This window comes from Butyricimonas synergistica DSM 23225 (assembly GCF_000379665.1).
Classification (GTDB): Bacteria; Bacteroidota; Bacteroidia; order Bacteroidales; family Marinifilaceae; genus Butyricimonas; species Butyricimonas synergistica.
In genome coordinates, this window is the sequence record NZ_KB903360.1 from 343,027 (window position 1) to 358,165 (window position 15,139).

8 protein-coding genes are annotated in these 15,139 nt (G+C 41.6%); all 8 read right to left on the reverse strand.

Features of this window, described 5'->3' with window-relative positions; translation table 11 throughout:
* Nucleotides 1-362: 362 nt before the first annotated feature.
* The gene (locus A3CY_RS0109895) at nt 363-1,598 is read right to left on the reverse strand and encodes an acyloxyacyl hydrolase (RefSeq protein WP_018337754.1); all 1,236 of its coding nucleotides are present in this window, start codon (nt 1,596-1,598) and stop codon (nt 363-365) included.
* 74 nt (nt 1,599-1,672) lie between these two features.
* On the reverse strand, nt 1,673-3,079 hold the full coding sequence (locus A3CY_RS0109900) for an MFS transporter (RefSeq protein ID WP_018337755.1): 1,407 nt from the start codon (nt 3,077-3,079) through the stop codon (nt 1,673-1,675).
* Between the two features lie 322 nt (nt 3,080-3,401).
* Nucleotides 3,402-5,678: a Gldg family protein gene (locus tag A3CY_RS0109905; RefSeq protein WP_026207511.1), complete on the reverse strand. Its 2,277-nt coding sequence runs from the start codon at nt 5,676-5,678 to the stop codon at nt 3,402-3,404.
* A gap of 23 nt (nt 5,679-5,701) precedes the next feature.
* Nucleotides 5,702-8,029 carry a Gldg family protein gene (locus tag A3CY_RS0109910; RefSeq protein ID WP_018337757.1) on the reverse strand — a complete coding sequence of 776 codons (2,328 nt, stop codon included), beginning with the start codon at nt 8,027-8,029 and terminating at the stop codon, nt 5,702-5,704.
* The gene (locus A3CY_RS0109915) at nt 8,026-8,961 is read right to left on the reverse strand and encodes an ABC transporter ATP-binding protein (RefSeq protein WP_018337758.1); all 936 of its coding nucleotides are present in this window, start codon (nt 8,959-8,961) and stop codon (nt 8,026-8,028) included. Before A3CY_RS0109915 ends, A3CY_RS0109910 begins: the two co-directional genes overlap by 4 nt.
* A 191-nt stretch (nt 8,962-9,152) precedes the next feature.
* Nucleotides 9,153-10,046: a hypothetical protein gene (locus tag A3CY_RS0109920; RefSeq protein WP_018337759.1), complete on the reverse strand. Its 894-nt coding sequence runs from the start codon at nt 10,044-10,046 to the stop codon at nt 9,153-9,155.
* Nucleotides 10,039-11,457: a RagB/SusD family nutrient uptake outer membrane protein gene (locus tag A3CY_RS0109925; protein WP_026207513.1), complete on the reverse strand. Its 1,419-nt coding sequence runs from the start codon at nt 11,455-11,457 to the stop codon at nt 10,039-10,041. Before A3CY_RS0109925 ends, A3CY_RS0109920 begins: the two co-directional genes overlap by 8 nt.
* 20 nt (nt 11,458-11,477) lie before the next feature.
* A complete protein-coding gene (locus A3CY_RS0109930; RefSeq protein ID WP_018337761.1) occupies nt 11,478-15,083 on the reverse strand; it encodes a SusC/RagA family TonB-linked outer membrane protein in 3,606 nt (1,201 codons plus the stop codon).
* Nucleotides 15,084-15,139: the final 56 nt, after the last annotated feature.

Below are 15,139 nucleotides of genomic sequence, written 5' to 3' on the forward strand. Positions count from 1 at the left end.
CAAAATATTCCCCACATCTCAAACATCACAAAAACAAATATAGCCGTTTTTACCTTAAAAAACAAAAGCCACACACATACATTTTTCATCATCCTGATGAAATCCGTGAGAGATAACGAGTAAGTCCCAATATAATACAGTATTAATCACGTATCAATTCCGGAGGAATACCGTATATAAACTTTTAGTTAAGCTATTAATTTCCTATAAGAACGCTATTTTAAATAGCGTTCATATAGCGTTGCTATAGGGTTCCTATAGCGTTCATGACGGAAGTCAACCGGAATTCATACCCTATTCATCCTTGATTCAGGGATGAATAGGGTAGTTCCTCATCGAGAAAACAGCATTAAATCAAGACGTTAAAAAACAATAGATTTGCCATTGAACCGGAAACCGACACCCAGCATCAAGAAATTAGGTTCGTGAAACTCCCGGAGGTTATATCCCACGTGAAGGAAAGCCGCCCGGGAAACAGCTATTTTCAGCGTGAACAACTGGTAGAACATATTCAAATCGCCCTTCCCGATCACGTTGGCTCCCATCCCGATTCCCACGGTGAAAAAAGGCATCACATACTCCACCCGCCCGGAAAGCCCCAGGGCAAACTGGTCACCAAGCGCAGGACGGAGGATTTGCGACTTGTCGATCTGCCCGTACACGTCGTACTCCGTGTATAAATTCGCTCCCCCGTCAAACGTACCGTCCAGCGACACCCCCAGCCGAAGCCTGTGGTTGACGTTATACATCGGGGCAAAATTAAACCCGAATACCGGGTAAGATTCGGGAGAAGCGGAAAGCCCGTCCGCCGTCTTAATGCCCTGGCTATGCCACGAGCCGAAGAATACAAAATCATAACTGACATAGGGACGGAAGGGTTGGTACGCGGAAACACCCGTTGTTTTCAACGGCTTCAGATCCTCCTGCCGGTAAAAATTGCACTCCAACCCGAAATTTCCACCGATCGTGTTCAAACCGGCGTTAGGAATCGTGGTGTTGCCGTTAGAAAAATGCGACACGGTGAGTCCCGTGGTCAGGCTTAACGCCGGGGAAAGTTTCCAGCGCAAGTAGAACTCGGCATTAATGTAGGCATTTACCCTCGAACCCATCATCTTATTATACGGGTTGTCGTAGGAATCATACGTTTTCCACCCCGTGGACAATCCCAAATTCCACTCGTAATAGAAAGACAGCCAAGGGGACAAACGAGCGATACGAGCTCCCTGAAACAAGTAAAACGCCACCGGGTTACCCAATAAACGAGGCTCGCCAAAGGTATAATACCCGAAACCCACTCCCTGGTAGACGTCCCCGTAGGCACGTTCGGCAGCACTTCCCGGACGATAGCGGAAAAAGTATTTCAAGTGAAAAGAGGAAGCCCCCTTAATCAGTTTCCCCTCCGGGTTATCGCCTTGCAAAAAAGAACTCGTCTGAAAAATATATTCCGGACGTCCTTCAAATTTCAATCCATGAGTAAATTTACGCAAAGGCGGCCCCGTCAGGCTATCCCGTTCCTGCCCATCCACTCGCGAAACAGCCCCAACAAGCATTATTCCCCAAAAAACAACCGTTATCCAAATCCATCCCGTGTTATTCATGCGACAACTCCATTTATACCAATGCATTTTACAGGGGACAAAAGTATATAAAAAAGAAGCTAAAAACTACCCGGCTATCTGTTTTTCTTGGCATTACCCCGCAGTAATTCCGGCTCAGGCAGAGACACGCGACTAAAACTGACCACCGCGGCGACAAAGGCGAATATCCCGGCAAGGTAGAGCGAGGCGTATGTTCCGTTGACGGGAAACATGACAAACATTAATGCCACGAGGGACGCTCCCGTGGTTTGCCCCGTCAGACGAGCCATACCGAGCATACCGCTGGCGCCACCGCTTCGGTTTTGCGGGGCGGAGGAGATCAGGATACTGTTATTAGGCGTCTGGAATAAACCGAAGCCAGCACCACACATCATCATGAAGAAAGCGATCCCGACACCGGAAACTTTATCCGCCAACGTGGCAAGCAAGAACAAGCCGCACGCGAAGATCGACAAACCGATGCCCCCCAACAGTCCGGCGTGTACACGCTCGATCAGCTTTCCCGCCAAGGGTGCCGCCACCATGGTCGCCAAGGGCCAAGGGGTAAGCAGGAGCCCGGTAACGACTTCACTCTTTCCCAGCGTGTGCTGCAAGAAGAAAGGCAAGGACACCATTGCCAGCATCTGGGCGACGAACGAGCAAATGGAGGTTCCCACGGAAAGGGAAAATATCGGGATGCGCAACAAATCGACAGGCAACAACGGGTAGGTTTGTGACAACTGCCGCCGCACGAAGAAATAACCGATCACGAATACCGCCGCTATCATGAGGAACAATACTTTCCAGTTCATATCGTGGGTAAATCCCTCGATAGAGAAGATCAGCAACCCAAAGGTCAGCGCGTTCATGATACCGCTTCGCCAATCGAACGTGCGCCCCGTGACTTTCATCGGATTGGAGGGCAAAAACTTGCAGGATAGGATCAAAGCGACTATCACGATCGGGATATTTATGGCAAACAGCCACTGCCAGGAAGCGACGGAAAGAATCCCGGCGGCAATCGTCGGTCCCCCGGCAGCGGAAACAGCAACAACCAAGGCGTTGATTCCCAATCCCCGTCCCAGGAAACGACGGGGATAGATAATCCGAATCAAAGTCGTGTTGACACTCGCCAAAGCTGCCGCCCCGAATCCCTGGAACACGCGGGCAACGGTCAATTGCGTCAAAGAAGTAGAAAGGGCACACGCCAAGGAGGCCACGGAGAAGATCAACAACCCGACAATATACACCCGCTTGTATCCCCAAATATCTCCCAGCGATGACAACGAGAGCAACGAAACAACAATAGCCAACTGATAGGCGTTCACGATCCAGATAGACATCGAGGGCGTGGCATTCAAATCCCCCGCGATGGAGGGCAACGCCACGTTAGCAATCGTTCCGTCCAACACGGATACCGTGATTCCCATGGCAATCGCCAGGATTGCCCAATACCGCCTCGGGACAGGAATACCATCCCACTCAACCTCTTTTGTTTCCATTTTTAATTTAGTTTCAGTTGCAAAATTACGAAATAAAGATCAAATTCAACTCTTCGCATTTTTATCATTGTTCAACAATAAAAATGTATGCACCCCCATATTCTTTTTCTATATGGATTCCATTTTTCTTCCCGCATAATTTCCGTATTGCCGATATGTATGAACTCAATTTTCTTCTAATACTCTTTATGGTGTCACAGAAAAAGCAGATCTAGTAAAACTAATGGAAGAATAAAATTTAGATACAAAAAAGAAAGGTGAGGCCACCAATAAAAGGCTCACCTTTCTTTCAAATAAAAAACAATTTGCTACTTCAATCCCATTATCTCCTTTTCCGACAAACTAAAATAAATATACCTACCCCGATTAACAGTAAAGGCAAAATGAAATGAAACAAGATTTTTACAATAAACAATTTTTCATTGTCAAATTGAAACAATCCATCCGGTCCGATTTCACGCCCTGTCGACAAAGGAACTTCCCCATAAGAAAACCAATAAAATAATTCATGGATAAGTGAACTATTAATGGTTGATAGCCCGGGGCGGCTTCCAACCAATTCTCCATTACTTATACAGTCAGCATCACCCATGACAAATATACGTTGCTCTCTTTCTCCTACTTGGCGGGTTAATGCCACTGCAGTCGGATTAGAACACATGACTTCACCATCATTCAAAACGGGTTGTTCTTCTAGCCAATTAACTTTTCCCGTTTCATTCCAGCTCCTCACGGAATCTGTTTCCAAAACTCTCTGTACCGAAAATTCACCTGGAATATTCCACTGCACCGTGACGGTACCAGGCATTACAACTCGACGATTTTCTCGCCTTAACCAATAAAAACCTTTACCCAATTTTTCGGCTTCTTTACTTACTCGGGCTAAAATTAAATTCGCCTGTTCTTCATCATGCAATTGTACTAACGTTCCGGGCAAAAATTTAATCCCGAGTAGTTCCGCCAAAGGATTCATCACGTGCTGAAAACCGGGTTCACATGCTAGCAATAAATTTTTTCCCCGGTCAATATAAGACTTTAGCATACCCAATTCCCGTTCCGTGAAACTTTCTCGCGCATCGGCTATTACTAATATATCAACATCATCAGGCACTTCCTGCAAAGTATCGAGCGAAATCGATTCTGTATCGAAGCCTTGATTTTCAAGCGCATTCCGATAATGCCTACCTGCCGCAAATAAATGATAATCTCTATTGCCTTTTCCCGAGAGATTCCGTTCGCCATGTCCCTCGAGAAAAGCAACCTTCGGCAATTTCATGGAAATTCTTTTAAAAGCTGCCGAAATTTCCGCTTCCGAAGGCATTTTACTTATATCATCAAATAAACGCAAGAAAGTTTTTCGTCCATCCTCCCGTTCGATTTGCCTCACGAAACGATATCCCTCGGGCTCCAAATCTATAATTTGTTTCATTTCTTCCGGACTCAAAAAACGCTTGAAACTTGTATTTTTCGCTATAGCCACTTTTCGGGCCATAGCTTTCAAATCCGGGTTCTTACCATGCTGACCATCATCGTAATAATAAATGTATTTCATTTTAATGTCCGGTTTAAAACGAATATAGTCTTTAAATCGTTCCATGTCCCACATCACGTTGGAGGGTAAGCCGATACCCGCATCTCGATCTAACAAATTCACATAGGTTGTAATTGTCACTTTCCCGTCCAGATGAGTCATGATATTCTGGTGTTCCGGAAGCAAAGTATTAGATTTCATTACGGTCGTATCATAATAAGACATTAAAGAAGGCAATTTTGAGCAATACCCAAACAAAAGTACTCCTAGTAGCACAAGTACATAACGTCCCGCAATGATTCTTTTCCCGTGTACCGATCGCTCCGATTGCAACTTTATCATGCTAAATGACAAAAACATCATGATTACTAACAAAAAGTAGATAACATCCTCACTACAGATCAACCCTGAAATCATGTCATTCGCACGTCCCGAAAGCGACATCCAATAAGTAATCTCTCGCACGAAAGGGATATTTTGACCCACATTCCCGATATAATTCAATATGGCTAAAATGACCAAAGTACCGATCGCTGCAACAACCTCGTACGAACTTAAACAAGAGATGAATAACCCAATGGCAGCATAAGTACAAATTAGCAAAAAGATTCCCAATAAACCGGAACATGCCAGAGGATACTCAAAATGTTCGACAGTCACGCCAGCGAACAAAACAAACACGGCTAAAATTCCAATAAGTACTAAAGCGTACACGATAACCGATAAATATTTACCCCAAATTATCGCTCTGATTTTCACGGGAGAGGATTGTAATAATTTTATTGAACCGCTTCCCGTTTCTCGGCTCATCAATGTCATCGTTAATAATGGGATATATAGATAAACATATAGCTGAACTAACGTGAAGAGCCCAGTTTGTCCGCAAAATAAATCATAAGTTAAACTACCATTCCAATATCCCAAATTTTGCCGAACTAATAAATGCTCGAATTCTCCAACAAAAGTAATTCCAACTTGGCATGCAAAAACAACAAGAATGATCCAAGCCACGGGAGAATAAAACATCATTTGCAATTCCGTTTTCGCTATCCTTAATATTGTTCTCATTTTCATTTTTTTTTACATAACACTTATCGCCGTACACGCAACCACCATATTCTCAATCCAATTGCGATTAAAGTAACAGGGAATAGTCCTAAAAATAATATATTCAACCATCCTAAAGATTCAAATTCAAAAAAGATTCTGTTATCCACGGGCAAAGGACGACTCACGTCAACGGGTGCTTTCTCGTAAACCAACCAACGAAAACATTCTGTTATAAACGAGAAATTTGTAGCCGACACACCTAACCTCCTCGTGTTTAATTCCCCGTTCGACCACATGTCGGCATCTCCTAAAACAATTGCCCGTTGCTCTTTATCTCCCACCTTTTTGGACACTGCCAATGCTAACGTATTTGATTTTTCCTGTTCCCCTATTCGTGAATTTATTATCAAAGAATCTTCCAATAAATTCATTTTTTCCAACTTATTCCAACTTCCAGATGCGGGAGAAGTTAGTAACGGAATGTATTGGTTTTGTTCGCCAGCAACTATCGGAGAAATAAATGTAGAAAGGTTTTCTCCCCAATAATACAAACCGACAGCTCCGGGAACCGATACAATTCCACCACGAGCAGCCATACTTGCCAAACGAGGCATCAATTTCTGTGCTTCAGCCGTTATGTTACCCATGATAAAATTGGGAAGATATTCTCTGTTTCTTGCAACAATGTAACCCGGTTTAAAGGACACGCCCAACAATTCCGCCAAAGGATTCATAATCTCTTGTTGTCCGGGTTCACAAGCCAATACCACGTTTCCTCCCGTTCGCACGTAATGTTCTATTTTTTGAAATTCCCCCGGGGACAAGGAGCTACTCATATCAGCAATAACTAACACACAAATATCGGCAGGGATTCTTTCGTTCACGGACAAGTCTAACGTCATGACATCAAATCCTTGGTTAATCAAAGCTTCCCGTAAGTTCTTGTTATCCGTGAAAAAACTATAATCCCGTTTCATCTGTCTTTCAATATCTCGTTCTCCATGCCCGGTCAGGAATGCTATTTTAGGTGAATTACCCACTAATTTTTTCAAAGCAGCAGAAATTTCCGCTTCCCCCGGTAATTTCATTAAATCATTATAGACACGTAAAAAGGTCTTATTCCCATTCTCTCTTTCAAGTAACCGAACGAACGTGTAATTCTCTGAAGAAAGATCTACCTCTTCCCGAAGCTCTTCGGGAGAAAGAAATAAAGAAAAATCTAACCCTTTAGCCTCTGCTACTTTCCGAGCCCGTTCTTTTAAAGACAAATGTTTTTCTGAAATTTCTTGCCCGGGAATATCACAATAATAATACACGTAACGTAATTTCGTCTCCGGCTTAAAACGAATATATTGTTCAAATCGTTGCATATCCATCATTACCAAACGTGGTAAAGCGTAATCCGAATACGAATAATCCATTAGATTCACGTAGGTCGTTATTGTCAATGCGCCGTCCAATCCTTTTATGATTTCCTGACTTGCAGGAGTTAATGTCATCTTTTTAATTGTAGTCGTATCGTAATACTTCTTCATCAATGGTCGAGAAGAAAGGTAACCGCAACAAATAACCAGCAAGCATACACCTCCATACCTGCTTATTTGAACATACCACGGGCGACTTTGTTTTGTAGATTGTAATTTCATGACACTCAATGTCAAGAAAAATACAATTACCATAAAAAAATAAACCACATCATCACTGCTTAACAAACCCTGCAAAAAATGATTTGCCCGCCCTGACATTGAAAGCCAATACGTGATTTCCCGTACAAAAGCGATCTCTTGGCCCACGTTCCCGATAAAATTCAAAACGGCCAGCAAAGCTAAGGTACAAACCGCAACAGCCACTTGGTATGACATCAAACATGACATAAATAATCCAATTGCCGCATATACACATATCAACAAATAAATACCAAGCACCCCGTTTAGAACGGCTAACCACTCGAAATTTTCCACAGTCAAAAATGCTGTAATAAAAAACAAACCTAAAATAGCGATCAACACGAACCCAAATACCATCATCGCTCCAAATTTTCCCAACACGATTTGCCTGCTTTTCACTGGAGACGAATATAACAACTTTACAGAACCGCTATTCAGCTCCCTGCTAATCAACCCCATTGTCAACAACGGAATGTATAAATAAATACTATTCAATACACTTTGCAGTACCCCATATTCAAATAATCCGGAAGAAACTCCCAACACTGCTTCTTCTAACACTTGTCTTCTCACCATCGCTTCAAAACTTTCCATGAATGCCAACCCGCATTGAAAAGTAAAAATAACTAACACGAACCAGGCTATCGGTGAATAAAACAAGGACTGTAATTCCGTTTTTGCTATTCTTACTATCATTCTCATCCCAGAATCTCCTTTCCCGATAATTTCGCAAATATTGCATCCAAAGAACTTCGCTCAATCGCTATTTCCGTCAATCCCCATCCCTTGGCGACACTGGTTTCGATAAAACGTTGCGCCACGAGTTGTTGATCCTCATCAAAAAACATCCGATATTTTTTGGCCGTGACAGCAATCACACGAGTGATGCCCGGAATCGCCAACAATTCCTGTTCGGAGGGAGCTTGCTCCATCATGACCACTAATGTATCCGGTACGATCTGGTTGTCGAAATCCTCCATAGTCCCTGAAAAAAACAAATGTCCTTTCTCGATCATCATGACTCGCTCGCACGTCACTTGCACCTCGGATAAAATATGCGTGGAAAGCATTACCGCCCGTTCCTCGGCAATCTCTTTAATCAATTTACGTACTTCAACAATTTGATTCGGATCCAAACCATTCGTGGGTTCATCCAGTACCACAAATTTCGGATTATGAATAATTGCCTGTGCAATGCCCACTCTTTGCTGATATCCCCCGGAAAGATTCCGTAACAATCGCTTGCTGAAATGGGCAATACCACAACGGGCCTTCGCTTCTTCCACGGCTAACTTGACTTTTTTCTTTTCCACCATTCTCAATTCCGCACAGTGCTCAAGATATTCATCCACGGTCAAATCTAAATGCAAGGGAGCTTTTTGTGGCAAGAAACCGATATGCATTTTTGCCTTTTCCGGTTCTTTTCGCAATTCTACCCCTTGAATATACACGTTACCTCGTGTCTGATTTAATACCCCGCATATAATATTCATCGTGGTCGATTTTCCTGCTCCATTTGACCCCAACAATCCCATCACTCCACGTTGATTAATCTCAAAACTTATATCCTGAACTGCCCACTGGGCACTATAACGATGGAATAAGTGCTCTACTTTTACAATTGTTTCTTTCATTTTCTAATATTTATTTACATACAACATTCACGAATTATCACTCGACACGACAAGCTAAACGATAGGAATCAAGCATCTATCGCCACACTCGATGACAAGACTTGTACACCGGATATGGAATTTCACGTTCACACGACCTTTCATGACAACCCATACTCAGGTCGTATGAACGTGCACCATCACGTTATTCTTTAATTATATTTTGTATTGCCGATCTCCTGGATATCAAACCCATACGATTCTTTGAAATGATTCCTCAATATATCATATTTTTTCTTCAAAAGCGGATAAGTATTTAATTCCTCCCGCAAATCGTCTGCTGTTCGCTGTAACATATTTTGAATAAAATAAGTCACATCATCACTTTTCAAATATTCCAAAATCGACCAGTCACTAATATACTCACTCCATTCGTACCCATACTTATTATCTCCAAAAAATCCCCTGGCGCGCACGTAGTTGGGTGAAGACGAATCATACGGGTCCGCCGCAAAGGAATAATCACTTACTTCATAAAAAGCATCCGGAATCGTCACAATCCCCAGATTCTGCCAAGAAGACCACAATTGATTTTGTAATCGTTCCATGAATTCTTGTTTTGTATCCCCTGACATTTTTCTCAACGTATCCGAACAATAACTAATCGCAATCTGATTATTACCGGCACGACAATATTCTGGATCAGGATCACCCCACACCGTCCACTCCAATGTTGAAGTCAAAAACACGCGGTAAGGTATCGCCTTTTTCAAAAATTCATCAGGATAGAATTTAAACCAAATATCCTCCAACATATCCAACATATCACCCAAGTAATTAGGATCTCCCAACGTGTACAGATACGTTCCCCGTAACGTTGAATTATTGACAAACGTCCATTCAAAATCCCGTTCCGTAAAATCATACAGGAAATAACTGCCGTATTTCTGAAACAATTTTACCACCCGATCGTCGTCCGCGGACTTCCCCTGCGGTAATATATAATCCGTGGTCAATGATTGCACCTCTCCCAATTCATCATCTTTGGCGCAAGACGAGGCGCACACGCACATTAACACTAATCCTGCTATCGCTATTTTATTCATGGTTTTCATTTTTAATGTTTACAGTAACCCCCGTTCTCTCCTGCTCGTAAGCACTTGCATTTTGCTCCAGCGAACTATTCTTTTCTATGATCACGTTGGGAATAGGGAACGTGTACAAGGGATCGCGTTCTTTCAAGGTATATTCCAACCAGGCATCCGTACTCTTGTTTTTATAGCGATGTGAAATAGCCGGCATCCCGTAACGCCGCAGATCAAACCAACGATGCTCTTCGAAACAGAGTTCCAAACGGCGCTCCAAACGTATTTCCTCCAAAGTGGTGGTAGTCGCTTCCGTATACTCTTTAATCCGGTGACGACGCAATTCATTCAAATCCGCCAATGCATTTGTCATGCCATTGCCCTTTTGCATATAAGCTTCAGCCCGATTCAGATAAGCTTCGGATACACGCAACGTGTTAGCAGGACGCACAGTACCGTTCCATCTTTGTTTATAAACAGTTCGCATGTCTGAAGAAAAATAAAGCAACAGACGGCAATCATTTCTTTCGTATCGAGAAATCAAATCGGAAGAAGGAATCATACAAGAGCTCATTCCTTGATTTCTATTATTGGCACCATACAACCACTCGACCTCGGAATGCTCATAATCGGTAAAATAGAACGAACTGGCATCCACTTTGGTATAATCTGTTAATACACCCCCCGTCTTTATTGCCCGATTAGCAGCAGTGATAGCATCATCCCAACGTTCCATGTATAAATATACTCGAGATAGTAATATGTTCACGGAAGAATAATTGATCCGATAATCACCACGTGTTTTCGGGTAATTCTCCAAAAGAGAAGAAGCCATTTCCAAATCTGTTACCATCCGATTATAAACCGTTACTACTCGGTCTCTTGCAACCCCATTCTCGACAATTCCCGCAGTCAATTTCAACGGAACTCCCAATGCTTCTCTATTTTCATTATATGGCTCCCCATATATATTCACTAATTGAAAATATAAATAAGCCCGAACAGCCAAAGCTTCCGCTTTAATCCTATCACGCTCGTACTGAGTGCCAATAGCATCATCAATCCCATCAAGCACGGCATTGCACCCCATAATTCTCTCGTAAGAACCGGAATAACTTTCGTGCATCGTCTGTACACGTTCCCACACATCCGGTTGCCAAGTAAAAACGGGAAAACGAGAAAGTAATGCTGAATTTTCATCAGATGTCAATCTGGACTCATTTACTTCCACATCATCATCCAATAAAGATAACGTTTCATAAGGATAGGTAATAGCTGGCTGAGGATATCCCGATCCTAACAAAAACTCGCTATAATCAGCTGTTGTTCGCACAATCACCTCATCTTGAGATTCTTCCTTCAAAAAATCAGAACAGGCCGTACTAATTTTTAAAAGGAATAAAATAAATATTATTGCTCGCATTATTTTCATGATCTCGAAATTTTAAAAGATTAAAATGCTATTTGAAAAGACAAAGAAGTCACGCGCCTCGTTGGCCAATTACCGGTTTCTGGATCTATGCCATCCCATTTCTTATCTCTTACCCACATAAACGGATTCATCATTGTTGCTTTCAGCATCATTCTATTCACATGCCATTTATTCAACCACTCTTGATTAAACTCATAAGCCAAAGAAAGAGAATTACAACGAATCATATCTGTTTTAGCTACTCGAAGATCAGAGTTATTATACGATTCATACACATTCTTCAGTTCTCGATAATCATTTCCCGTTTTCGGAGGCAAATACATAAATGTTTGTCCTATTCCGGGAACAGAGGGGATAATTGTCTGATCCCCGGCATTTCTCCAGCGATCTTTCAATTTTCGAGATACATTTTGTTCCGGAGTCGGCACTCCTCCATTCGATTGCGTGTCATAAAGTACAGGCAACCGTCCATTTCCTCCCCATTGCAAGGAGAAAAGAGCATATAAAGTCCAATTTTTATATTTCAACATCGTATTTAACCCTCCGGAAAAATCCGGAGTAAATTTACCACTCTCCACTAGATAATCTAGCGGGGTTTCAGCACTCTCTATATCCATATTCTCGAACAAAGGAGTCCCGTCTGTTTGATCTAATTCTTTGAATTTATAAGAATAAAACGTGGAAAACGGCTTGCCTTTAACCACTGCTTTACCGGATAAAAAATCATCTAAAGTATTCCCTCTATTGTTCTTGGTTATTTTATTCCGAGTAGAGCTGGAATTCAAAGAAAGTTTCCACGTGAAATCTTTTGTTTGAATCGGCACTACCTCTACCACAAATTCATATCCCGTATTCTCCATCTCGGAACCGGATACTACGCAATTGACCATTCCATTCTCATAAGGCACATCTCGGGAAGATAGCACGTCGCTATTTTTCCGATAATAATTAAACGTGGCATTTAGTCTATTATTCAACAAAGCGATATCCAATCCCAAATTATACGTTTTTGTTTTCTCCCATCCCAAATTCGGATATGGCAATGATTTCACACGTAACACATAAGATTGATAATAGTTACCTATCCCAAAAAGCCCCCCGTCAACCGCAATCAGATAAGGAGAAACACTTTCCACGGAGTTTCCTTGATAACCGTAAGAAACCGTCAAATCCAATGAATTCAACCAGTTGCAATTTCCTAGAAAAATTTCATTCCCGACCCTCCATTTAATACCGGCAGACCAATTGGGTTCGAAACGTTTATTTTTATCCTGACCAAATCGATTGGAAGCATCCACCCGAGCGTTGAAATTAAGGATGTAACGTTCATCATAAGTATAAACAGCCTGAGCATAAGCGCTTAATAAATTATTTTTCCGATTCAAAACAGAAGTTGCCCCATAGGCATAATCAGAGTTATCCTGCGCATAAGTAGAACCATTCTCATAAATTGTCTGTGGTACATTGGCAAATGTTTCCCCACGATCTTTCAAATAACCATAACGTTTGTTTGTGCCTCCTGTCGTTTTCGTTGAATTTGTTTCTAAACCGATTTGAAAAAGCGTCCGATGTTTATCAGAAAATAATTGATCATACGTGAGACTATTCCGCACAGTAATTGTTTCCACTACGGTTGTCCCCGTTTCCAGTAGACCTCCTTTAGGAATACGAGCAGATTTTTCCTCCTCACTATTAGGCAAAACACTGCCAAACTCGTACCCCCGATATTGAGTAATATAAAATGAACGTTCTGTCGCATATTTCTTTGTTTCAGCAGAAGAAGATGCATAAGAAACCACACCTTGATAACGTATGCTGGAACATATATTCCAATTCAAATCCAAGGTTGTATTCCAATTTTTCGTGTTATTCTCACTTCCCGTGTTACTTAGCTCATTCAACACGTTATAGTTGTAACTATATTTGTTATTTATGGCATAACTCCTTTCACCCCATTTCTCATGATAATAATATGTGCCATCTTCGTTATAAGCCGGAAAAATACGAGAGGTGTTGTAAGCATAAGTGAAAGGATCAACACCATACGCAAATCCTTCAACCTTACGCATTCCTCCATTCAACAATAAATTCACGATCAATTTTTCTCCCAAACGAACTTCCGTGTTGGATACCATGCTAATACTCAACAAATCGTTACCTTTCGCTTCGCCTTTTTCCTGATTGATGCTAAATGACGTTCTGTTTCTAATTTTTTCTGATCCCCCGTTAATACTGATATTGTGTTTATGGTTAAAAGAATTGCGAAATAACAAGTCAAACCAATCCGTATTTTCCTTCGCCATTTTCACGTATTCCCGATTCATTTCTTCGAGAGTAATTTCTTTATTTACCAATCGTTGGACCAATCCAGCATAACCGAGAGGTAAAATAACGGAGGGATAAGATAATCTGTCTTCATACATCTCTTTCGAAAACTCCATTATTTCCCGAGAATTCATCAAATCATACAAACCGTAACGAGGACGCTGCCCGATAGAAAAATCACCATTATACAAAACAGATACTCTTCCGGATTGTGCTTTCTTGGTGGTGATCACAATTACCCCATTTGCTGCCTGCGAACCGTATATAGCCGTAGCAGAAGCATCCTTAAGAACTGTGATTGTTTCAATGTCATAGGGATTTAACCAGGAAATGGCATTCCCCGCTAATTTACTGATATCATCAGCATCCATCGTGAACGTCGTGTTATCATCCGAATTAAACGGTTGCGGATTACGCTGAATTACGCCATCGACTACCCACACCGGTTCTTGGCTTCCCAACAAAGAAGAAGTTCCTCGCACCCGAATCTTTGGCGTACTACCCACTTGCCCTGACAAATTTTTAACCATCATTCCCGGGATCACTCCTTGCAACATTTGGTCAATAGAACTCGCCCCAGCAACAATAACATCCCTGGCATTCACGGTTGTCGAAGCTCCAGTGTAATTCCCCTTGCGAAAATTTCCATATCCAGTAACCACGATTTCATCCGCCGCAATCACATCTTCGATCATTCGGATAGTCAATTCATCGTTTCCTTTCACCTCGACCTCTTGTGTCTTATAACCGACAAAAGAAAAGACAAACACAACTGGATCTAATCGAGAAATGGCAAAGCGAAATTTTCCACTGTTATCGGTTACGACACCCATCCGTGAATCTTTCAAACGAATCGTTACTCCCGGTAAGGGTATATCATCTTTATCCAGCACGATTCCATGTATTACTCGAGAAACAACAGTCTGTTCATGTTGCACTTTTGCATTCTTTTTCTTTATAAGGATTACCTTATTTTCAATTAAATAAATAAGATTGGTTTTTGCCAAAAGAGTATCTAACACCTGATCCAACGTGACGTTTTTTAACGATAAAGTAACATGCTCTATTTTCATTACATCCTCGGCTTTAAACACAAATTCATAGCCGGACTGCTCTTGTAAAGATTCGATGACTTTTACAAAGGTTTCATCTTTAACTTGAATACTTATTTTCGGCAATTTATCTGACTGTGCGAATGATTGTGTTGCTCCTAAAGTAATGAAAATCAAATAAATTATTCGACTAAACAATTTTTTACCCCATTGGGGAATTCTTCCCAGTTTTCTTCGTTTTTTTTTCATAGCTTTGTGTACTTAAATTTAACGTATTTAAAAATTTAAAGCAAAGAGAGAAGGAT